The sequence below is a fragment of the Lysinibacillus sp. EB106-09-02-XG168 genome (assembly GCF_058791475.1).
In genome coordinates, this window is the sequence record NZ_JBYTDN010000003.1 from 3017242 (window position 1) to 3039573 (window position 22332).

Annotated in this window: 22 protein-coding genes and 1 pseudogene; 11 read left to right on the plus strand and 12 right to left on the minus strand. The window is 35.4% G+C overall.

Annotated elements, in window-relative coordinates:
* Positions 1-106: 106 nt before the first annotated feature.
* From bioB to bioD, 4 genes are read right to left on the minus strand one after another with little or no spacing between them, the layout of a single operon-like run.
* Positions 107-1102, minus strand: coding sequence for a biotin synthase BioB (gene bioB, locus AC3WSO_RS15555; RefSeq protein ID WP_492532065.1), 996 nt, complete (start codon positions 1100-1102; stop codon positions 107-109).
* Positions 1099-1692: a biotin transporter BioY gene (locus AC3WSO_RS15560; RefSeq protein WP_492532067.1), complete on the minus strand. Its 594-nt coding sequence runs from the start codon at positions 1690-1692 to the stop codon at positions 1099-1101. The genes bioB and AC3WSO_RS15560 overlap by 4 nt, the downstream gene beginning before the upstream one ends.
* Positions 1659-3062 carry an adenosylmethionine--8-amino-7-oxononanoate transaminase gene (bioA, locus tag AC3WSO_RS15565; protein ID WP_492532069.1) on the minus strand — a complete coding sequence of 468 codons (1404 nt, stop codon included), beginning with the start codon at positions 3060-3062 and terminating at the stop codon, positions 1659-1661. Before bioA ends, AC3WSO_RS15560 begins: the two co-directional genes overlap by 34 nt.
* Positions 3043-3747 carry a dethiobiotin synthase gene (bioD, locus tag AC3WSO_RS15570; protein ID WP_492532070.1) on the minus strand — a complete coding sequence of 235 codons (705 nt, stop codon included), beginning with the start codon at positions 3745-3747 and terminating at the stop codon, positions 3043-3045. The genes bioA and bioD overlap by 20 nt, the downstream gene beginning before the upstream one ends.
* A gap of 793 nt (positions 3748-4540) precedes the next feature.
* Between bioD and AC3WSO_RS15575 the strand changes: the two genes are divergently transcribed.
* From AC3WSO_RS15575 to AC3WSO_RS15595, 5 genes are all read left to right on the plus strand, one after another.
* Positions 4541-5005 carry a hypothetical protein gene (locus AC3WSO_RS15575; protein ID WP_492532072.1) on the plus strand — a complete coding sequence of 155 codons (465 nt, stop codon included), beginning with the start codon at positions 4541-4543 and terminating at the stop codon, positions 5003-5005.
* Between the two features lie 258 nt (positions 5006-5263).
* Positions 5264-5641 (plus strand): hypothetical protein, encoded by a 378-nt coding sequence (locus AC3WSO_RS15580; RefSeq protein ID WP_492532074.1) that lies wholly within the window; start codon positions 5264-5266, stop codon positions 5639-5641.
* Between the two features lie 270 nt (positions 5642-5911).
* Positions 5912-6547, plus strand: a complete 636-nt coding sequence (locus AC3WSO_RS15585) for an ABC transporter ATP-binding protein (RefSeq protein WP_492534382.1) — start codon at positions 5912-5914, stop codon at positions 6545-6547.
* Positions 6540-7649 carry an ABC transporter permease gene (locus tag AC3WSO_RS15590; protein WP_492532076.1) on the plus strand — a complete coding sequence of 370 codons (1110 nt, stop codon included), beginning with the start codon at positions 6540-6542 and terminating at the stop codon, positions 7647-7649. Before AC3WSO_RS15585 ends, AC3WSO_RS15590 begins: the two co-directional genes overlap by 8 nt.
* A 140-nt stretch (positions 7650-7789) precedes the next feature.
* Complete coding sequence (locus AC3WSO_RS15595) at positions 7790-8350, plus strand: GNAT family N-acetyltransferase (protein ID WP_492532078.1); 561 nt, start codon at positions 7790-7792, stop codon at positions 8348-8350.
* A 162-nt stretch (positions 8351-8512) separates the two neighbouring features.
* On the opposite strand, the gene AC3WSO_RS15600 is transcribed toward AC3WSO_RS15595, so the two are convergent.
* The 3 genes from AC3WSO_RS15600 to AC3WSO_RS15610 all read right to left on the minus strand — a co-directional run bounded on the left by AC3WSO_RS15600 (position 8513) and on the right by AC3WSO_RS15610 (position 11151).
* Positions 8513-9550, minus strand: a complete 1038-nt coding sequence (locus tag AC3WSO_RS15600) for a beta-carotene 15,15'-monooxygenase (RefSeq protein ID WP_492532080.1) — start codon at positions 9548-9550, stop codon at positions 8513-8515.
* Position 9551: 1 nt separating this feature from the next.
* Complete coding sequence (locus tag AC3WSO_RS15605) at positions 9552-10043, minus strand: MarR family winged helix-turn-helix transcriptional regulator (RefSeq protein ID WP_492532082.1); 492 nt, start codon at positions 10041-10043, stop codon at positions 9552-9554.
* Positions 10044-10263: 220 nt separating this feature from the next.
* Positions 10264-11151 (minus strand): AraC family transcriptional regulator, encoded by an 888-nt coding sequence (locus tag AC3WSO_RS15610; protein ID WP_492532084.1) that lies wholly within the window; start codon positions 11149-11151, stop codon positions 10264-10266.
* Between the two features lie 110 nt (positions 11152-11261).
* Between AC3WSO_RS15610 and AC3WSO_RS15615 the strand changes: the two genes are divergently transcribed.
* Entirely contained in the window at positions 11262-12179 is a 918-nt protein-coding gene (locus AC3WSO_RS15615; protein WP_492532086.1) for an EamA family transporter, read from the plus strand.
* A 170-nt stretch (positions 12180-12349) separates the two neighbouring features.
* A pseudogene (locus AC3WSO_RS15620) lies at positions 12350-13394 on the plus strand (Cj0069 family protein).
* A gap of 88 nt (positions 13395-13482) precedes the next feature.
* Here AC3WSO_RS15620 and AC3WSO_RS15625 read toward each other — a convergent pair.
* Positions 13483-14115, minus strand: a complete 633-nt coding sequence (locus AC3WSO_RS15625; protein ID WP_492532088.1) for a LysE family transporter — start codon at positions 14113-14115, stop codon at positions 13483-13485.
* 934 nt (positions 14116-15049) lie between these two features.
* Here AC3WSO_RS15625 and AC3WSO_RS15630 point away from each other — a divergent pair.
* Positions 15050-15193, plus strand: coding sequence for a hypothetical protein (locus AC3WSO_RS15630; RefSeq protein WP_492532090.1), 144 nt, complete (start codon positions 15050-15052; stop codon positions 15191-15193).
* Positions 15190-15984, plus strand: coding sequence for a peptidylprolyl isomerase (locus tag AC3WSO_RS15635; protein WP_492532091.1), 795 nt, complete (start codon positions 15190-15192; stop codon positions 15982-15984). The genes AC3WSO_RS15630 and AC3WSO_RS15635 overlap by 4 nt, the downstream gene beginning before the upstream one ends.
* A 969-nt stretch (positions 15985-16953) precedes the next feature.
* Here the strand turns inward: AC3WSO_RS15635 and AC3WSO_RS15640 are convergent.
* The 4 genes from AC3WSO_RS15640 to AC3WSO_RS15655 form a co-directional block, all read right to left on the minus strand.
* Complete coding sequence (locus AC3WSO_RS15640; RefSeq protein WP_492532093.1) at positions 16954-17526, minus strand: GNAT family N-acetyltransferase; 573 nt, start codon at positions 17524-17526, stop codon at positions 16954-16956.
* A complete protein-coding gene (locus AC3WSO_RS15645; protein ID WP_492532095.1) occupies positions 17480-17803 on the minus strand; it encodes a hypothetical protein in 324 nt (107 codons plus the stop codon). Before AC3WSO_RS15645 ends, AC3WSO_RS15640 begins: the two co-directional genes overlap by 47 nt.
* A 196-nt stretch (positions 17804-17999) precedes the next feature.
* Positions 18000-18185: a hypothetical protein gene (locus AC3WSO_RS15650; RefSeq protein ID WP_492532097.1), complete on the minus strand. Its 186-nt coding sequence runs from the start codon at positions 18183-18185 to the stop codon at positions 18000-18002.
* A gap of 273 nt (positions 18186-18458) precedes the next feature.
* A complete protein-coding gene (locus AC3WSO_RS15655) occupies positions 18459-19199 on the minus strand; it encodes a tetratricopeptide repeat protein (RefSeq protein WP_492532098.1) in 741 nt (246 codons plus the stop codon).
* Between the two features lie 740 nt (positions 19200-19939).
* On the opposite strand from AC3WSO_RS15655, the gene AC3WSO_RS15660 reads away from it, so the two are divergent.
* Together AC3WSO_RS15660 and nspC are read left to right on the plus strand one after the other, a co-directional pair.
* A complete protein-coding gene (locus tag AC3WSO_RS15660) occupies positions 19940-21169 on the plus strand; it encodes a saccharopine dehydrogenase family protein (protein ID WP_492532100.1) in 1230 nt (409 codons plus the stop codon).
* Positions 21166-22305 carry a carboxynorspermidine decarboxylase gene (gene nspC / locus AC3WSO_RS15665; RefSeq protein ID WP_492532102.1) on the plus strand — a complete coding sequence of 380 codons (1140 nt, stop codon included), beginning with the start codon at positions 21166-21168 and terminating at the stop codon, positions 22303-22305. The genes AC3WSO_RS15660 and nspC overlap by 4 nt, the downstream gene beginning before the upstream one ends.
* Positions 22306-22332: the final 27 nt, after the last annotated feature.

The window sequence follows — 22332 nt, forward strand, 5'->3', positions numbered from 1 at the left end:
AAACTTTAATCAGTGGGGTTTCTATATCCCCACTGATTATTCGTCTTCACCAATCGTGGTTTTACGGGCAGTTCATTACTGTCCGTTAATGCGAGATACGTTTTACTTAGCAGAATGCTGCTTCTTGCTTTTCTGATAATTCGATTTCAAAGCCTAAATCCTCAAGCATACGATAATCACTGTTTGCTTCCTGTCCTTCAGTTGTTAAATAATCCCCAACAAAGATACTGTTTGCTGCATATAAGCCTAGTGGTTGAAGTGACCCAAGATTGACTTCACGACCACCAGAAATACGAATTTCCTTTGTTGGATTAATATAACGGAACAACGCTAAAACCTTTAAACAATAGCGTGGATCTAATTCCTTCGTCCCTTCTAGTTTCGTGCCATCAATCGCATTTAAGAAGTTAACCGGAATAGAATCCGCGTCTAATTGATGAAGAGCTCGCGCAATATTCACGACATCCTCTTTTGTTTCCTTCATACCTATAATGGCTCCTGAGCAAGGTGAGATTCCATGCTTTTTCGCAATTTCAACCGTATTCACACGATCCTCATATGTATGAGACGTAGTAATATAAGAGTGATGTCGTTCAGATGTATTTAAGTTATGGTTGTAACGATCCACCCCCGCTTCTTTTAATTGCTGTGCTTGTTCTTCTTTTAATAAGCCAAGACAAGCACAAACTTTTAAGCCATACTTCTCTTTAATTTCTGTAACCGCTTCACTAACTACATTGACATCCTTTCGAGTCGGCCCACGACCACTTGCCACAATGCAATAAGTGCCAATTTTATTGTCAAATGCTCGTTTTGCCCCTGCTAAAATTTCCTCTTTCGTAATGAATGGATATTTTTCAATCGGTGCTGTTGATTTAGATGACTGTGAACAATAGCCACAATCCTCAGGACAATAACCGCTCTTAGCATTCATAATCATATTTAATTTTACTTTTTTCCCATAGTGATGCTTACGAATAGCGAAAGCACCGTCCATCACCTTTAAAAGCTCATCATCATCACTATGTAAAATGGCAAGAGCCTCCTCATTGCTAATGATTTTCCCTGCAATAACTTCCTCTGCTAACTGTAACCAATTCATTTAAACATTCCCCTCTCTACTTTTACGATTTTCAAAGAATTTGCTGAATTAAATACCTTGTATAGTCGCTCGGCCAAAAATGCCGAAGCTATAGCTAAGCAAAAATCAGCCACAATGCTGTTTAAAAAACCAACTACGAAAATATGTGACCAGCTCGTCTTCACGTGTAACCAGAAATTCAATGCTACATATAAATACGGAACCGCCATCCCATAAATAATAATAAGCCCGACAATATTTGCGCCGATAAAATGTTTTTTCGTTGGCGTATCCACTCTTTCAATCATGAAACCAATAACTAAGGCGGCTAGTGCAAAGCCAATTAGGAAGCCAAATGTCGGTTGCAATACATAGGTGATCCCCCCACCTTGTGTAAAAACTGGCAAACCAACTAAACCAACCCCTATGTAGACGAGCTGACTTTGTAATCCATTACGACTACCGAGCAAGCTACCTGCTAAAAAAACAAAAACAATTTGTAATGTAAAGGGCACTACTGGTAGCGGTATTTTAATAAATGCCCCGATTGCGGTTAAAGCGGCAAACATCGCAACCATCACAAGTGACAGTGTTGATTGTCGTTTGAACAACTTACTCCCTCCCGCTCCTCAAACAATTGCATAATCGTCTCTTTTGTTGTATCAATCATAAAATCCATTTCTTCATCAGATATAATGTATGGAGGCATAAAATATAATATATTGCCAAGAGGACGAATTAGTAAACCTTTTGCTAAGGCACGTTTAGATAGTTGATAACCGATACGTTCCTCACTTGGAAGTGGCTCCTTTGTTTCACGACTGGCGACTAATTCAATAGCGCCAACTAGTCCAACCTGCCTATATTCACCAACAAACGGCAACTCTTCAAATGCCTGCTTAGCAAGCTTTCGCATACGTTCACCTTTGTTTTTTATCATGTCGATCACTTGCTCTTCTTCAAATATCGTCAAAACTTCAAGTGCTAAACGACAAGCAAGTGTATTACCAGAATAGCTATGAGAGTGTAAAAAAGCTTTCATTGTTCCGTAATCATCATAAAAAGCGTTGTATACATCATCATTCGTTAAAACTACGGATAGTGGCAAATAACCACCCGTTATACCTTTTGATAGGCACATAAAATCTGGAACAATACCAGCTTGCTCACAAGCAAACAATGTACCAGTACGTCCAAAACCTACTGCAATTTCATCTGCGATAAAATGAACATCGTATTTTGTACAAAGCTCTCGTAATCGCTTCAAATAAATTGGAGGATACATTTTCATGCCAGCAGCTGCTTGAATGAGCGGCTCAATAATAATAGCTGTAATTTCTTCATGATGCTGACGAAGCTCGTCTTCAACAAATTGTATACATTGGGCTTGACAGCTTCCTGGATTCTCTTGAAAAGGACATCGATAGCAATCTGGTCCTTGTGCACGTATAGTATCCAATAACAGCGGCTGATACACTTCGTTATATAGCCCTACCCCACCAACAGACAAGGCACCAAGTGTTTCACCATGATAAGCATCCGTTAAAGCTAAAAAGCGTTTTTTCATAGTTTTTCCCGTCTGCATATGATATTGAAAACTCATTTTGAGTGCCACTTCTATCGCCGACGAGCCGTTGTCTGCATAAAATACTTTATTTAAACCGTCTGGCGTTAAGGCAACTAATTTTTCTGCCACCTTTATGGCAGGTTCATGTGAAAAATTCGCAAATATCGTATGTTCCAATGTAAACGCTTGATCACTTAATGCTTGACTTAAACGTGGATTAGCATGACCAAATAAATTTACCCACCAGGAAGATACGGCGTCTAAATAGCGATTATTATGCTCATCGTACAGCCATACACCTTGTCCTTTTTTTATAACAATAGGCGGATATTGCTCATAGTCCTTCATTTGTGAGCAAGGATGCCAAACATGCTGTAAATCTCTCGTCTGCAATTCAGTTACAGATTGTTTCATATTTGACCAACCTTTCAAACAAAGATGTATGTGAAATAGAGAAGTCAACAATCTGTGAAATATCCCGAAGCTTAGGAATCTTCGCATATGCCAAATCATGACGTTGTAAAATCATTTTTACATTATCTTGTTCTATCTGACTGCCTGTATCTCCATTAAATACAAGGCCAAGAACATCAATATTACGAGCTCGTAATGCCTCAAGAGTAAGCAATGTATGATTAATTGTTCCAAGTGTTGTTCGTGTGACAAGAACGACTGGAAGCTTACTTCGAACGATGACATCAAGCAGTGTATGTTCTCCATATGTATCTATCGGAACAAAAAGTCCCCCTGCTCCCTCACAAATCACGACATCGTATGCTTGCTGTAACGCCTGAATTTGCTGTAATAAAAACTCCACATTAATTTGCTGACCCTCCAGCTGTGCAGCAAAATGTGGTGATGCAGCTTCCTTAAACGAATAACCATTTAAATTTTCTTGCTTTAGACTTTGTAATGAATACTTTTCATACATTGCTGTATCGTAGTAATAGCAATAGCCATTCTCACAAACTTCGCCAGTTTGCACAGGCTTATAAGGCGTGACTTGTAGGCCATGCTTTTGTAATTGACGCATTAGCAATGTAGTGACAATCGTTTTACCGACGTCGGTATCTGTCCCTACAACCCAAAAATGTTGCATCGTTAACCTACCCCCTCTTTTTAAGTTAACTGTTTACAAAGTTTAAGTTAACACATTTATTTTTATTTTGTAAATGCTATTTCTCAAAAACAGTCTATTTCTTTACGAAAAATAGGGAATTTTGAGATAACTCGACGACTTTTTTTCTTCAATAATAAAACACTGGACTCTTACCTTGAGGTAAAAACTAGTGTTAGTAGGTTAATATTATTGATTGATTTTTGATCCGACTAGGAATGTGGAATTACCTCCGTCTGAATTTTTTGGTGTTACACTTTATAGGAATTAGAAAATGATAATCATATTTATTCCCTTACACCTTTGCTATGCTAAGTGATGAAGTCATGTGGGGAGGTTTTTTCCTTCCTATCCAGCAAGAGATTTTCGGGAATTGGACTTGGGTTGTTCATGCATGTCTGAAGTGGCATTTTATCAATATGCTACCTAGCATGTTTCTTGCCCCATGGATCGCCCAGTTTACCAATTCAACATGGGCTTCTTTTGCAACCTATTCTAATAGAAATGGGATATTATAGTTTTTGTTGTTAGTGGATATATTCAAGAAAGCTAAACCTCAACATATAACATCAATTTAAATCTATTAAACAACTTTAAAAGTCTTGTTACATTAGTATTGTGTAGCAAGATTTTTATTTTATAACCCACAATTAAATCTATCTATATTTATACCAACCAAATTTATTAACTTTTATTTTTACTGCTCCGAATATTATCAAAAATTTAAAGGGTTTTACTCTTCGTTCGTAGTATTAAACTAAACGGGGGTGGCTGTATGTTTGGTATTTTTAAAGAGTCAGAGAGGATTATAGATACTTTTGAGCATGTTAGTTTTATTTTAAAATCCTTGCTCACATACGAGCTAAAAGACTTACCTGTTCGCTACGAATTTTGGTATCGAGTAGCTATTCGTCAGGAAGAATTGCGCACATTAAATACAGAGCATCGAGCAAAAATTTCGATGACTACAGCAGTAGGACGCTTTCATCAAACACAATACGAGGAAACTAAACAAAAGTTAGCAAAGCTTGAACGTCTCGCAGATACGTATAAATCGTTTTGTATCGAGGAAGAACGGGAGGCATTAAATCATCGACTTCTTTTTCATAAAGAAGCTATTTCCGAGCTATATGAGCATGTCCAAAATAAAGACCTATATATGTATTGTGATGCTGTACAGCAACATTTTTGGGATGCAGTGAGTGAGGACGTTATAAATGCAATTGCCCACCTAGATTAAGTAGGTGAGCAATTGCAAGGGACTATTCTTTCATAATTTGCTCAAATTCCTTTTCTAGGATTTTCCCCTTATCCATCGGTACTAAGCCCATTACGACATGAAGCTAAAGACCATCGAAAAATGCATTTAAATGGTCTCCACTTGCAATAGTCACCTTTCTTTCCCCAGCATTCACTATTTTTGGCATAAATCTATTTTAATAAACTTGTAATAATTAATAATGTGTGGCGTTTTTCAACAGACATATGTTGAATACGTTTGAAGGTTTTTAATGATTGCATGGATTATTACTGCGGAAATTACCTTTTGGATTGTTATTATTATTGGGCTTATTTGCAGAAATGTTTTTTTAAAATACCGAAACTGAGCATTTTCTTTTTTGCATTAACACCTGTTATTGATTTGTTACTTGTCATCCTTACTGCTATGGATTTAAAAGCTGGTACTCCTGCGTCTACATCTCACGGAATAGCGGTGATTTATATTGGTGTCTCTATAGCTTTTGGTAAAACAATGATTACATGGGCCGATGAAAAATTCCAAAAATGGTTTTTAAAATCTGGTCAAAAAAATGAGCCATTAACTGGAGTAAAAAAAGGTAAGCATGAAATGAAAATGCTTATGGCGCCTTTATAATTGGTGCTGGATTATTGTATGCCATGTCTCTTTTCGTGGTTCAAATTCTGATACCTCGCCCCTATTTCAAATAATGAAATAGGGGCGAATTGTACTTGGGATTGATGCCGCAACTAGCATCTCATATGTTATTTTTCCAAAAAATAATAGGTCAAAACTTGAAACATTTTCCTCTCCTGTTCGTAAATAAACAAAGAGAGGAAGTGAAAGACAATAGAAATTAACATACATAAAGGCGGCTATTTAGAAAAAGAAGTCGTTATTTCAAACATTCAATTTCAAGTAAATAGTGGTGAGCTCGTTGGATTAATCGGTTCCAATGGGGCAGGAAAAAGTACAACATTACAAGCAATGATGGGTGTACTACCAATAGTGGATGGTCATGTGACTATAGGAACGTATGGCTACGTACCAGAAAGACCTATTTTGTATGAGTATTTTACATTGTGGGAGCATATTGATTTTTATATGCGTGTAGGTGGTAAGGAGAATTCTTTAACAAAACGTGCGAATGAATTACTGAAAATTTTCCAACTGGACCATAAGCTACACGATTATCCAACAACTTTTTCCAAAGGTATGCAGCAAAAAGTGATGCTTATTTTAGCTTTTCTTGATAAGCATTCTACCTATATTTTAGATGAACCATTTATGGGTTTAGATCCACAGGCAATGCGGAAGCTCTTAACGATTTTAGAAGAATTAAAAGCCCAAGGTGCCGCCATTTTAATGAGTACACATGCACTCGATACAGCAGAGAAAATATGTGATCGTTTCATCTTGATTGATCATGGGCGAATTTTACAGCAAGGTACACTCGCATCGCTACGTTTAGCGGTGAAACAGAACGAAGCGTCTCTTCTTGATATTTTCGACACACTGCTTGAGGAAAATCGCCATGACTAAAATATTGCAGCACCGAAGAAAATTAGAGCGCTCCCAAAATGTTAAGATACTGGCAAGCGTTATCGATTGGACAGTCGCCTTATATGTTGTTGTGCCTGCTCTCGTCATTGGCTTTTTCCTTTATAAAGACTTTATTTTAAATATAAGTACATCTTGGATCGTACATATGCCGCTAGTTTTGTTTATCGTACTGTTATTTATTATTACACGTATTGGAACTATTCGTACATATTTGCAGCGAGCCGATCGTCTTTTTTTAATCCAAAACCGAAAACAAATGATACGCTTAAAACGAGCTGGCCTTTATTGGACGTTAAGTAAACACCTAATTTTACTAGGTACTGGCCTTGCTTTATTATCACCCGTCTTTATAATCGTTCATCAAATAACAATATTGGAATTGCTTTCTTTACTACTGCTACTATTTACGACTAATTTTATGAAGTTACTTTTCCAATTAAAGCTTCGTAAATGGCAGCAACTAGTAAGCAACATGTTTATGTGCATTCTCGGTACAGTTTGCTTTTTGTATGTACCTATTATTACTTCACTTATTTATCTAATTCTTCTTGCTTATTGCATTAGCTATTATAATAAACATTATGTCTATAGCACTAAGTTTTTTGATCAACAAGTGGAGCTCGATCAAGTAGCATTTTATAAATGGCAAAGTCTTTTATTCCAAATTGCTCCTGAGCTTCGAAGTCAACTTGTACCGAAATTAAAAAAGCCTCGCCTACTATGGAAAAATTCTAAGCGAATGTTTCGACGTTCCGATTATTTAATAGAGGAATTAGTATGCAAAACGATGCTTCGCCAAAAACAATATCTCTTTGGCTATCTTCGTTTTTTATTGAGTGGTATTGGGCTCATCATTATTGTGCCAGCATGGGCGAAAATGATTATGCTTGGAATTCTTTATTTCACTTTAAGGTCAATGATGCAATCGGTAATCCAGCAAATTTTAGAGCACAAAATTTGGTCAATCTTTCAAGTATCCAATGAACAAATTCATGCAGCTAGCAGGCGATTACTTAAGGGATTTGTAGATCTTCCGTTATTATGTATCCTTATTATTTTTATTATTAGTCTTGTAATTTAAGGCTCAAAACGTTAAAAGGTTTATACCACATGGAAACGAATGGTGGGATGAGTTTTATTATGCAATCTTACAAGAGGAATGAAAATCTTATTCAGTTATCTGGGGAGGATAAATTTAATAAATGATTAGGAGTCGTTAAAATGATTGAACATAAAAAATTTCCGAATATAGAAACAGATAGGTTGTTATTGCGAAATGTAAATATTGAGGATGTCGATTTTATTTATAGGCTTTTTAGTGATGAAAAAGTATGCGAATTTTTATATGATGAAGAATTATTTATAAGTAGAAATGATGCAATAGAGTTTGTTGAATGGAATAAAGATCCAGAAGAAAAGGGACATAATCGTTGGGTATTAGTCAAAAAAGGTGATAACCAAGAACCAATTGGAACCTGTGGATATGATAATTGGGACAGAATGAACAATATTGCAGAAATAGGCTATGATTTATGGCATGAATATTGGGGACAGGGATATATGAAAGAGGCTTTAGCTAGTGCAATTGATAGTGGCTTTAATCATATGAAATTGAATAGAGTTAATGCTTATGTTGCTTTAGATAATATGAACTCTATGAAATTGTTGGAAAAATTAGGATTTGTAAATGAAGGAATATATAGAGATAAGCATTTATTTAAGGGAAAATCTTATGACCATTATTCCTTTTCATTGTTAAAAAGAGATTGGAACCAAAACTAAGGTATATTAAATATCAAACTAACGAACACAATTAGTATATGATTGTAGGATAAACTTTTATTTATTTGAAATTGATAAGTATTTTTCTTAAAGCGTTATCTTGATGTCCATTTTTTTGATTATAAACAGGTGCCAGCTTAGTTTGCTAGCACCTGATGTTTATTATCCATTATCCTCCATTCCTTGTAGAAGCATTTTTCTAAATTCCTGTGCTTGGTCGGCTTTAATGGCTACTTTGTTATAACGTTTTTTAAGCCCCAACATAAAAGTCACTTCCACAGGCTCCTTCATTTTTAATATAAACTGTGGATATACCGCTTCAAAATCACGCGCTATAAAATCAATTGTATCTTTAGCTAACTTTCCTTCCAACTGTTCCTTATCCTCAACAAGCTCTTCAATCTGATCGAAGCGAATTTCTGCTCGTTTCATCAACCCTAATGACAAATACACTTTATCCGATGTTACATGAACAGGATTTAAACGAATAGCCTGCATATCCGCTATAAAAAAGAGGACAGAGTATATATTTAAAATAAGCAATAGAATAGAAAGAACAAGTGATTTCTCATGAAGCCACCAATGAATCCCTATTGTTTCAATGGCTATTCCATGGATTAGCATAATGATAAAGGCAATATAACTCGAATTTCTATGCAAGGTTAACCCAGGTCGCTCTTTTCTCTTCCAACTTGCAAAAGCGTAGTAAAATACTACAAAATCTGCGCAAAACACTTGAATAATAGGATGCTTCGGTGCATGTTTTTCAACTGCTTTTGGAAATGAAAACAAATCGGGTAAAGTAGTTGATCGTACATCCGCTAGAATTCTCGGCATATAACGAACAAGCGTTGCAACTAGTAAAATTTCAAATAATATAAGCGTACCTTCAATCGCAAACCCAGTCCAAGTCACTGCAACAAATGGTTGCAGATGTTCTATTGGTATAATAAAACGAGCTGCAATACAACCTGCCGCTGCTAAAATAATCGCTTGTTTTATTGAAAATTTTCCTTTATACAGCAGAAATAAAACAGGCATAACAAGAACAAAATCAAGTAATGAGCCAATAACAACTCCATTTGTTTCAGAAGGTAAAATCGATAAACCAAAACCAGTGTTATAAAGCGTGTAATTACTAGCAAGTAAGACTAACAAAAATGCTAGCCATAGATTTTGCTTTTTCTTTAATGCAACCATGTCAAATCTCTCCCTTTTTCAAAATATCATTTATTTCATGTATAATTCCTTCCTTTAATACAATTTGATTAAGCTTTTGAACAACCTCTTTTAATTGCACAATCTCACTTAACTCAAGCTTTGAATAGTATCTCGAAATAATAAATCGTTTTATTTCTTCCTCTCTTTCAAAATACTTAATGCCTGATGTATCGAGACTTACAAATATTTCACGTCGGTTTTCAGGATTAATGCTCCGAGATACATAATGCCTCTCTTCAAGTTTACTAACCAGCTGTCCCACAGCACTAGACGTTATATTCATATAACTTGCAATCTGTCCAATCGTCACTTGACTATTTTTTTTAATAAAATCTAAAAGAATTATTTGTTTAGGGGATAATTCATCACTTATTAAATTTTGGTGTAGCTTTATGAAATGACTATCCATCGAATAAATAGCTTCATTTATTTCTTCCACAAGCCTATAGATAAGTTCTTCATCATTTGCCATAACTCATTCATTCCTTTAAGCGAAGTTAATAGTAAAGGTATCTTTACTATTAACTTTACTTTATTACACATGGTTTTTATTGTCAATACGCCCAACCGTATACAGCGCAGTCTATTCCAATCATTTCTAAATGGAGCGATTAATTGCAAGCGCGGAATTTCGCTCCTATTTCGCAGGTCTCTTCCGCGGATATCCTCTTGCTTTGAGCAATTATGCTATACTATCCTTTTTCAAAAAACTGTTTACGATAAACATATGGGGAGTGTCCTGTATATTTTTTAAATTTTTCAATATAGTAACTTACTGTACTGAAGCCTGTAGTTGTAGCAATTGTAGTTATGGATTGCTCACTATCACGTAATAGCTCCAAACTTTTACGAAGACGATAGTGTAGTAAATATGTGAATGGTGTCATTCCGACCATTTTTTTGAAAAAGCGACTACATTCTGCACGACTTAAAAAAACATGTGAAGCTAAACTTTCTAAAGATATCTTTTCCTGATAATGAGTATGTAAATAATCAAGCATAACTTTCGCTCGTTCATGCTGGACAATAATTGCTGGATCCAGTATTTCTTCTGTTAGCATTGATTGTGACAAAATAGTTTCCCAAATGACTAATAGCTCTCTCCATACCTTTAGCTCATAAAAAACGGCTTGTTCTTGTAGTAATTTGGCCACGATGTCTACTTTTTGCGCCAATTGGCCAGAAAGCTTTACATAAGGCAATCTATTGTTCGTTATATAAGGTAGTACATATTTAGTGGCAAAAATACTATCCTTATGTCCGCCTAATAGCAACGGGTCCACGTTAATACACAAGATTGTAGCCTGTTCTACTTGAAAAGGCTTTGCTTCATGTAAGCCTGATGCATTGACAAATAGTCCCGCCCCCGCCTCAAGTACAAAAACATCCGCTCCTACACGATATTCCACACGACCACTTTTCACATAGACAAATTGAATTTCCTTATGCCAATGTAACGGTAAAAAATCTAAACTATCTAATTGCAAAACCGTCTCATATAGTGCAACTGGAAATTCCTTCGTCCCATGTAACGTAAGTTCTTGTAAATCCTTCGCAATTTTAATATGTGTTAACACCACTACTTAGCTCACCTCAATATATTGATATTATCAACCATTTAAATCGATATTTTTTATGTCAAACATTCTTTATAATTTCTTTATATTGATAGTTTAGGAGATGTTTTAAGTTGAATCAATCAGCACAGAAAAATCGTACGCTTGGTTTTATGCTTGTCATTCTAGGAGCAAGTTTTTGGGGTATTGGTGGTACCGTCGCTCAAAAGCTTTTTCAGCAGGAGAATATAGAGGTTGGCTGGCTCGTTTCCAGTCGTCTTCTTGTAGCTGGCCTATTGCTTATTACTGCCTATAAACTTACACATCGCAAAGAGTCTATTTTTGTAATGTGGCGTACAAAGCAAAATGCTTTTAGACAAATTTTATTTAGTTTGTTAGGAATGCTAGCTGTTCAATATACTTATATGATGTCAATTGCTATAGGTAACTCGGCTGTTGCGACTTTATTGCAATATTTAGCACCACTTTTTATTATGGCCTATTATTTAATAACGAAGCACAGTCAATTGACAAGGCAGGATGGAATCGCTGTAACTTTTACACTTGTTGGTACTTTTTTATTACTAACAAATGGCTCGTTGTCTACACTTTCTGTACCAGCGATGGCCGTGTTTTGGGGGATTTTATCTGGTCTTTCGGCCGCTTTTTATACGTTATATGCAGTCCCACTTTTACAGCAATTTCATTCATTATTAGTTGTAGGCTGGTCAATGCTTATTGGCGGGATTGTAATGAGCCTCTTCCATCAGCCATGGCAAATTGACGTGTCAAACTGGGCATTGTCGACTATCGCTTATTTTTTGTTTATCGTTATATTTGGGACAATGCTAGCATTTTGGTTTTATATTGCTAGTTTGAATTATTTATCGCCTAAAGAGACTAGTTTACTTGGTAGTCTAGAGCCCCTAACAGCAGTTATAACAAGTGTACTTTGGCTTAAAATTACCTTTGGAGGTTTTCAATTTATTGGGACAATCCTTATTCTCTGCATGATTTTATATCTTACAGTTTTTCAGAGAAAACAATCATAGGAAGACTTAACTAAAATAAGATAAATCTAAATTTATTAGTCATAAACACTTTTAACCGATCCGATAAACTATGAATAATTATATAAAATTTACATATTTAATACATCTTCCCCCTCTTCTGTACATTATACTGAAAATATCTTCAATCATTAAAAAAGGGGGGTATTTTTATGGATAAAAAGGTTATTTTTTTCGAGGTTCGTGGCGGCACAGATAAGGGACTTGACGGCTATCGAACGGATACAATGCCGATGGTGAGTGCGCTAAAACAACGTGGACAGGATGCAGAGGTCATCTTTTTTGATGTTACGAAAAAAGAAGAAATTTTTAATTATGTCAAAAAGCAAGGTATTGCTTATGTCTCACGTATTAATCCAGGAAACTTACAGCATGAACAAGAGTATTTTGATATGTTGCGTGAGCTATGCAATGCGGGTGTCATCGGTATGCCACACCCAGATGCGATGATTGGCTATGGATCTAAAGATGTATTGTCAAAGCTGTCCTCTACAAATTTAGTACCTAATGATACATTCGCTTACTATACATCAGAAGCATTTAAAGCTCAATTCCCTACCTCCCTTGCTATGACTGAACGCGTCCTAAAACAAAATCGTGGCTCAACGGGCGAAGGTATTTGGCGAGTTAAGTTGGTTGAACCCATTGTTGAAGGAATTACCGAAGTGCCACTTGATGCGGAGATTAAATGTACAGAGGCGAAAGATAATCATGTGGAATATTGGAAGCTTAGCGATTTCATGACGTTCTGTGAGCAATATATTACAGGTCCGAATGGCATGCTAATTGATATGCCATTCCTTCCTCGTATTACTGAAGGCGAAATTCGCTTATTTATGTTACGTGATAAACCCATTCACGTAATACATAAAAAACCAGTGGATTCCGAGGACGCATTTAGTGCAACATTATTCTCTGGTGCACAATCGCTATGACGCACCAGATGACTGGGAAGAGCTCGTCCAAAACTTTTTAACGCAACTACCACTCGTAACTAGTTTACTGGGTTATTATGAATTACCACTCATATGGACGGCCGATTTCATGCTTGATACAAATGAAGCTGGAGAAGATTGCTATATTTTAGGGGAAATGAATTGTTCATGTGTAGGATTCACTTCTGAACTTTCTTTAGCACATCAAGTAGCAGAAGAAATTTTAGCTTGTATCCATGAAAAAACCGAGATTTCGGCATAGTGAGACTTTACTCAGTGGGGTCTTCTTCATTACTGTCCGTTTATACGAGAAATATGAAAAAGCGCGATCTTTAGGGATCGCACCTTTCTCATATATAGCTCTTAATAGCTTGTATAAATTCATAAATAAAATATCCAGCAAATCCAATTAGTAGTACGCCCGCTACCATTGTTAGCGACTTAATGACTTTACGACTCATCGCTTTTCGGGTAACCGAAACAATGGCCATCAAGCTTATATCATGTAACAATATGCCACTCAGAACACCTGCAGCAATCACTAGAAAGTTCGATGACTCCCCTTGCCCATATGATTTGGCTAGTACAACACCAAAAACATTAACCCAGAATACTAGATTTCCAGGTGAAATTGCAACTAGTAAACCATTACAATAAGAAGTAAAAAATGATTTTGTCACTTTCTCTCCTGCAAGCGTAATATCATGATCAGCATTTTTAATAGAATCTAGTCCTAAAAGGAATAAAAATCCAGCTCCAATAATCCACATAGGGATTTGAATGATAGGCATTGCTAAAATGGAAGCTAGTCCCATATACAATGCAAAAACCAATACAATATCAATTGTCATACCGCCAAGTCCGACAGCCCAACCATGCATAAATCCATTTTTTAGTCCTTGCTTTGTCATTTCTACAGTAATGGCCCCAACAGGCATGGCGATCGCAAGTCCTACCAACACATACGCTACATATAAACTCAAATAAACACTTCTTTCATGCAATAGAATATGTTTCATACGTCCGTTTATAGTTGTATTATAGCATAAAAATACATAAATAGAACATTATACTAATATTTATTCATTTCCATACTATTTTTTTATTAATTATTTGTATGATGTTTTTGGGAAACCTATTCCAATTGCTATTCACTTTTTTGATGCTTTTAAGTAATTTTTGTGGAGCTTTATAGTACACCGAGCTCAAAGCGTAGAACTAAACTTAAGATGGGGTCTTCAATTTTGTGATTTTAAGTATATCTTCGCCAATTTCTTAACGGTATATTTGCCAACACAGTAATACCAACCCTCTCAAGCTACTTGGTTTTAATACCCAATGTATTTAAAATTGTTATATTGATTTCAATTGAATTTACCTATAACTCTTGGCATTGTTTTGATCAATTTTTTTACTTTTGGCACATGTATGATTAACGATTTACAATAGACAACAAGTCAGTTCATTATGTAGAAAATCAAATAAATAAATGCCTACAATTTTAATCAATTGTAGGCATCGAACAAAATAAAATCCCCATTATGTCAATAAACAGACGAGATCTCTAGAAACATATTGTATCTGTCTCGAAGTTAATTGTAGGATTCACTTCACTGGAATAATTAGCGATGAAAATAGTGTTGTTCCTTTTGTAGCAGCAGTTCCTGACACATGCCTTTTTGTCAATGTGTTGCCATCCAGTCTTAGAATTCTCATCCATCAAGATTCCTCTGCTATTAAACTTTTGAACTTTCCCTAACCCCGTAATCTTAAAATAACCTTAAAATATCTTTTATAAGAAACCTTTTCGGATGTAAAATCGTATAATTTTTGGTAATTTTAAATGGTTGTCCTGAAGTATAATTAGCTAGGTTTTTGTTATACAACTGCAACAACAAGAAGTTAGGAGAGAATTCCATGAAAAAAACAGTATTAACATTCACACTTGCAGCATCAGTTCTTGCATTAGGCGCTTGTAGTAATGATTCAGCAACTAATGACGAAGTAATCGCTACTTCTAAAGTTGGTGATATCACTCAAAATGATTTATATGAGGAATGAAAGCATCTATGGGAGATCAAGCATTTCAACTTCTAATGATTAAAAAAGTACTATCAGCGAAATATAAAGTGACCGAAGATGAAGTAAACGCTCAATTAGAAGCTGACAAAAAGCAATTTGGCGATAACTTCGAAACCTTCATTGCACAACGAGGTTATACAGAATCTTCGTACAAAAAAAACCTAGAACTTAATTTGATGCAAGAAAAGGCATTAATTGAAGATGTGGAAGTAACAGAAGATGAAATTAAAGCTGAATTCGAAAATATCAAAAATGAAATCCAAGCTCGTCATATAGTAGTAAAAGATGAAGAGACTGCTAAAAAGGTGAAAGCGGAACTTGAATCTGGAAAAGTTTTTGTAGAAGTTGCAAAAAAGTATTCTATTGAACAATCAGCACAAACAACTGGTGGGGATTTAGGTTGGTTTAATAAAGCAACTAAAATGGATCAACAGTTTTTAAAAGGTGCTTTCGCATTGGAGAAAAATGTTATCAGCGATCCAATTCAATCTAGCTTTGGCTATCATATCATCGAAGTGACGGACAAGCGTGAGATCAAAGAATCATACGAAGATAAAAAAGCCGAGATTGAAAAGCAATTAAAGCTAGCAAAAGCGGATACTTCAAAGATATTAACAAAAATATCGAAAATGATGAAAGATGCTGATATCAAGATTAAAGATAAAGATATAAAAACAGCATTTGATAAGTTTTTAGCTGCTACTAAAACACCAACTGAATCAGATACAACGTCTGAAGATGCAGATACATCAACAGAAGAAAGTAAATAATTATTCATACAAAAAGCGTAAGGGTGTAAGGGCATAAGCTTTTACGCTTTTTTTATGCTTTAAGAAATAATAAAATCTATTGCATGAGGATTACTTTCTACAAGGGATTCTTTTTCCAGACTCCACCGCCTTGCCTCTGCGCGAGCTCGAACAAAATCGCTTGTGGTGGCTGAGGAGCTTGCCTCCTTGCTTTTGATGTTATTCAAATATAGGTTTATAAAACGAACGGTTTTCTAATAGGAATAAACGTTCAGTAAAGTAAACAGTAAATTCATATAAGGGATGAATCGGTATCTTCTCAAATTATTTGATCCCATTCAAATTCAACCATTTTTCTCGATAAACCTTAAATTTCCAAATACAAATTTTATACTTTACGGCACAAATTTGATAACGTAATTACTTTTTAAGTATATCCTTGCCTAAAATAAAATTAAGTATATCTTTGCCAATTTCTTAGCGATATATTTACCAACACATTTACACCAACCCTTTCAACTATTTAGTTTGAATATCCAATTTATATAAAAGTGTTATATTGATTTCATTTGAGTTTACCTATAACTTTCGGCATCGATTTGATTGTTTTTTTACTATTGGCATATGTATGATTAACTACTTACAATAGATAACATGGAAGTTCATTAGTAAGCCCGTATTCAAATAACGCAATGGCCATCAGTTAGGAACAGATCTTTTAAGATTAAAGTCCTTGACCCCAGAGTGCTCCGGAGACATTTCCTGGAACTTGATATTTTGTGGCTAAATCACTGTTCCATTGAATTTGTCCTATTATAGAACCCCCATAGAACGTTGTCGTGACAATGTTCTATGGGGTTCTTTTTGAAACGAATCTTCCAAATCCAACTATCTCCAACGTAACAAAGTCAGGGAGAAGTTTTAAAACTTGCTCAAAGCTCGAAAATCTTATGCTACTATTAATTTCGACTTAGACTTTAAAAATTCACTTTATTTCTTTAAACAATAACTCCATAAAGTCGCTTTCTTTTTAAATCCAGCTTTAAAATAAACTTGATTTGCCTGATCATTTTGATTATTTACATTTAATGTTATTTGAGTGATTTCATCAAATCGAAACATTTCTGTTAAAACTTCTTTTAGTAGCTTGGTGCCTATTCCGTTGCCTCTGTATTCAGGATTGATAGCTATATATTCTAAATGGGCTTCTTTTGCCGTTAAGTCCATCTCAAAATAAGCATATCCTTGAACGACCCCATCCATTTCCATAATTCTTAAAACATTTTCTTTATTTAATTGAACTCTATTTAAAATTGTATCTGCATCGTAATACGTTTTTAAAAATGCATTTGAATGAATCTTTTTAAATTGCTCATAGTCAGATGTTTTATAATAACGACTAGTAATAGCAACTACATTTTCAAAAGAATCTTTCGAAACTCCAAGTAATAAATGCTCACCTGTTTTATTGGCGTTTATTTGCCCCAGAAATGCTAACTGTCGTGTATTCAGCTCATTAATGAAGAAATAAAAGTTCGAAATTTGTGGATATATCTGCTGCAATGTGCAAATCTTCATTTATAGAAAATGGTCCCCACACTTCAGTTGAATCGCCGTCTATGTCTAATCCAATAAGTGCTTGCATATGTTCATTATCGTAAGCAGCTACAATCGATGTAAATTCACCATCGATAAAATCTTCCTGTAATGTACTCAATAGTTCTTGTTCATTTTGACCACAATACCCAATGTTATGTTGTTCTTCGATATTTAGCTGTGCAATAAAATGGGCAACCTCCTTTAATTCGGGTGGATAAATTCTTTTTATTGTGTAACACATATCGCAATCTCCTTAAAGTGATTTTTCTTGATTTTGATGACATAAACGTAAAACATAATTGAGATCAATATCTTCATGTAAATGTTGTGATGTCCAATGTATACAGAATGTGGCTTTACGCCTGTATCATTGTAATGATATTTTTCATGCATTTTAGAAATGCTATAAACAAATTCGTAATGGTCATAATCTACAGTTACGACATTAAAGAAGTCCATAATTCCATTGTAGGGCGTCCAACTACGGTAACTTTTGGTGATTTCTTAACATTCTGTAAAAATGTATCACCCGAACTTCCACAGGTTACATCCGTAAGAACATAGACATTTTTAGGGTTTAGCTGACCTTGAATTGTATAATCCAATTCTTCTGGAACTGCCATCAGCTTTACCAAAATACTGCTGAACAAAGAGCTGAATTTTCATCAGTAGACATATTTGATATGATTCAATTAAATAATAATAAACAAGGCAAAGGTTTCATGATCAATCTCTACCTTGTTTATTATCTAATTACGCTATTTCTATTGATATTTAATAATCATTTCCCCACCCGTTACAGTAAATCCACCTAACAGGCTTGAATTGTACCTTTACTTCAATAAATCTATTTTTTAAGCATGCAACTTTTAGGACAACTTCTCTTCTCATCCCTCTTATAGCATTTGTTTTTTCCATTGTGACAGCACGTCATTCGATTTCGCAATGTCCACTTTTAATGAAATCTGTTTATTTGAGCAACGTTTCTTAGCCTTTTCCCAAGCTTCTTCTAGAGCAGGTAAATAGCTTAAATTTCTTGTAGCTGCGACAAGCTGTAAAAAAATATTCCCTTGAATATAGTACCAGCGAGGGTTCATACTATCTAGTTGAATTGCCTCTTCAATAAGACGTAGCGCCAAGTACGGACTGCCTTCATTACGGCTCAAAAACTGTGCGAAAGCTCCCCAGTAAAGTGCTTTATTTGGTTGGAGTTTTATCGCTTCCGCATATTGCACAAGTGCTTTGTTATGCTCCTTAGCAAGAGCAAAATATTCGGCCATTGTATAGTATGCATTCGCTTGTACCTCGGCCGATCCAGCCAACAATTCATCTACTACTTTACCAAATTGCTTTTCATCCTCACTTCTTATGTATGCAGTGAGTACATCAAGCTCTGGATAAGAGCCATCTGTTCGTTCAACACTTTGCTTCATTTTTTCAGCAGTAGGAATAGGCATATTTGCATATCCATTCGCTTCCAACAAGGCGACATGCTGTTGAATAGTTGAACATGATACATGTTCTGAAAACGCACTATTAGCTAAAAGTGATTTGGCTAATTGATAGCTTTCTTTCACATGACCATTTATAAAAAATTCATTAATCTGTTGAACTTGCTCATCAAATTGATTGATCACTATATAAATCCTCACCTTCACAAAAGAAAAATCTTATTAGTATTTTACCATCTTTAAATCTAAAACAAACTAAATAGCAATAATTTTTCTATAATTCCATCAATTTATAACTAATTCAGAATCTATTATTATATTGTGGTTCATCACATAACGAGCGTTGATTTGTGTTTTAATTACGATAAATGAAAAAACATTGGATAAAGTTCTGAATTATGAGATAATTGAAGCATGTTTTCATTTTTGAGGGCATGTAAACTGTAAATAGGAGGGCTTACTCTGAATAGACGATTTCATTTTGTATCTCTTATTATCGGAAATTTGTTAACACTAGGAGTTATTTTCATTTATGCTATACAAAGTCAAGTGGATGTGGCCCTCAGCACATATGCCCTTGTAATGGGGTTCTTGAGCACATCACTACTAATCTTTTTTTATTTATGGGGGGATGAAAAACAACAAATCTCGAATCGTTTTTCTAAATAAGTCGGGTGATTTTAAATTTTATGATCCTATTTTTTAAAACGCCTGTTGAACAAATTTCCCCTTCTCTACATTAGTAGTTTAGGGATTTTTTTCATGAAAAGCTTGTTTTTTTGTGGTATTTCCTTATGAATACGACTTATTATTGTTGAAAAATAAAAAATTTTGTAGAAAATTTAAAAAGAATGATTGAGTAGTAATTCAATTTTCTGTATAATCAGCTTGTTTGACAATACTTATTTGAACTTGGGGGTAGACAATTGGGTAAAGCATTGATTATAGGAGCTGGCGGAGTAGCCAGTGTTGTGGTACACAAGTGTGTTCAAAATTCGGACGTATTTGAGGAGATTTGTATCGCAAGTAGAACTGTTTCAAAATGTGACGCTCTAAAAGAAAAACTAGACGGCGGAAAAACAAAGATTCATACTGCACAGGTAGACGCAGACAATACAGAAGAGGTTATTGAGCTTATTAAAGCCTTTGGACCAGAAGTTGTTATAAATGTGGCACTACCTTATCAAGACTTAACGATTATGGATGCTTGCTTAGCGACGGGTGTACACTATGTGGATACTGCAAACTACGAGCCACCTGAAACGGCAAAATTTGAATATAAATGGCAATGGGCTTATAAAGAGAAGTTCGAAAAAGCTGGCTTAACTGCTTTACTTGGTAGTGGTTTTGACCCAGGCGTAACGGGCGTTTTCACAGCTCATGCACAAAAACATGAATTTGATGAAATTCACTACATTGATATTGTGGATGCAAATGCTGGTGATCACGGTTACCATTTCGCAACAAACTTCAACCCAGAAATCAACATTCGTGAAATTACAGCGAATGGTCGTTACTGGAAAGAAGGCGAGTGGGTTGAAACTGCACCACTTGAGAAAAAAGAGGTTTATAACTTACCAGAAATCGGACCAAAAGATATTTACCTTTTATACCATGAAGAACTAGAATCACTTGCTAAAAACATTAAAGGCTTAAAGCAAATCCGTTTCTGGATGACATTCTCTGAAAAATACTTAACTCACTTAAAAGTATTAGAGAATGTTGGTATGACTTCTATCGAGCCTATTGAATTTGAAGGACAAATGATTCAACCAATTCACTTCCTTAAAGCTGTACTACCTGATCCAGCATCGCTTGGACCACGTACAAAGGGAAAAACTAACATCGGTTGTATTATTCGCGGTCTAAAAGATGGTAAAGAAAAAACTTATTATGTGTACAATGTATGTGACCACGAAGAATGCTATAACGAAGTTGGTTCACAGGCAATTTCCTATACAACTGGTGTACCAGCAATGATTGGTGCAATGCTTGTGATGAACGGTCAATGGCGTAAACCTGGCGTTTGGAATGTCGAAGATTTCAATCCAGATCCATTCATGGATGCACTAAATAAATGGGGTCTACCATGGCAAGAAAGCCATAACCCAGAATTACTTGACCTAGAGTTAGATGCAAAGGAAGTAAGTCGATGAAGCCAATTGATTTCTCAAAAGTTCCGTCCCCTTCTTACGTAGTGGATGAACGATTATTAACAAAAAATCTAGAACTTTTAAAATCGATTCAAGATCGAACAGGCTGCCGTATTTTGCTTGCCTTAAAAGGGTTTTCTATGCATTCAACATTCCCTTTAGTGGGTGAATATTTAGCAGGGATTACGTCTAGCTCATTATTTGAAGCGCAACTTGGCTATGAAAAAATGAGCAAAGAAGTTCACGTTTATGCACCAGCTTACGTGGAGCATGAAATGGACGAGCTACTTGGCTATGTTGATCATATTGTGTTTAATTCATTTAACCAATGGAACCAGTATAAGGACAAAGTAAAATCTGCTGGTAAAACAATTGAATGTGGTATTCGTATCAATCCTGAGTACTCAGAAATTGAAACAGCACTTTACGACCCTTGCTACACAAATTCTCGTCTTGGCACAACTTTAGTCAACTTCGACAAGTCAAAGCTTGACGGTATTGATGGCTTACACTTCCATGCGATGTGTGAGCAAAACTCAGATACGTTAGAGCGTATTATACAAGTTGTCGAAGAAAAATTTGGTGATGTCTTGCATCAAATGAAATGGTTAAACTTTGGTGGAGGACACCATATTACTCGTGAGGATTATGATGTCGAAAAGCTTGTGAACATCATTAATTACATTCAAGACAAGTATAACCTTCTCGTATATTTAGAGCCAGGTGAAGCTGTTGCACTTAATACAGGTTATTTAGTAGCAACTGTCCTTGATATACAGAAAAACGGTATGGACTTAGCAATTTTAGATACATCGGCAACATGCCATATGCCAGACGTTCTAGAAATGCCATACCGCCCAATGATTCTCGGCTCAGGTCAACCAAATGAGCTAGCTCACACATATCGCTTAGGAGGGCTTACTTGTCTTGCAGGTGATGTAATTGGCGATTATTCATTTGAACAACCTTTACAACCAGGCGATCGACTAGTATTTACAGATATGGCGCATTACTCAATGGTGAAAAATCATATGTTTAATGGTGTAAACCTTCCATCCATCGTTTCTTATAACGATGAAGAAGGCATTAAAGTCATTCGTAAATTTAAATTTGAAGACTATAGCGGCCGACTTTCATAATACCAAAGAAAATCCTCTCCAACCTAT

Coding starts and splice junctions, on each gene's coding strand:
- bioB (WP_492532065.1), bottom strand. CDS start 1,102: ATGAATTGGTTACAGTTAGCAGAGGAAGTTATTGCAGGGAAAATCATT.
- bioA (WP_492532069.1), bottom strand. CDS start 3,062: ATGAAACAATCTGTAACTGAATTGCAGACGAGAGATTTACAGCATGTT.
- bioD (WP_492532070.1), bottom strand. CDS start 3,747: ATGCAACATTTTTGGGTTGTAGGGACAGATACCGACGTCGGTAAAACG.
- AC3WSO_RS15575 (WP_492532072.1), top strand. CDS start 4,541: ATGTTTGGTATTTTTAAAGAGTCAGAGAGGATTATAGATACTTTTGAG.
- AC3WSO_RS15590 (WP_492532076.1), top strand. CDS start 6,540: ATGACTAAAATATTGCAGCACCGAAGAAAATTAGAGCGCTCCCAAAAT.
- AC3WSO_RS15595 (WP_492532078.1), top strand. CDS start 7,790: ATGATTGAACATAAAAAATTTCCGAATATAGAAACAGATAGGTTGTTA.
- AC3WSO_RS15600 (WP_492532080.1), bottom strand. CDS start 9,550: ATGGTTGCATTAAAGAAAAAGCAAAATCTATGGCTAGCATTTTTGTTA.
- AC3WSO_RS15605 (WP_492532082.1), bottom strand. CDS start 10,043: ATGGCAAATGATGAAGAACTTATCTATAGGCTTGTGGAAGAAATAAAT.
- AC3WSO_RS15630 (WP_492532090.1), top strand. CDS start 15,050: ATGAAAAAAACAGTATTAACATTCACACTTGCAGCATCAGTTCTTGCA.
- AC3WSO_RS15635 (WP_492532091.1), top strand. CDS start 15,190: ATGAAAGCATCTATGGGAGATCAAGCATTTCAACTTCTAATGATTAAA.
- AC3WSO_RS15645 (WP_492532095.1), bottom strand. CDS start 17,803: ATGTGTTACACAATAAAAAGAATTTATCCACCCGAATTAAAGGAGGTT.
- AC3WSO_RS15650 (WP_492532097.1), bottom strand. CDS start 18,185: ATGGCAGTTCCAGAAGAATTGGATTATACAATTCAAGGTCAGCTAAAC.
- nspC (WP_492532102.1), top strand. CDS start 21,166: ATGAAGCCAATTGATTTCTCAAAAGTTCCGTCCCCTTCTTACGTAGTG.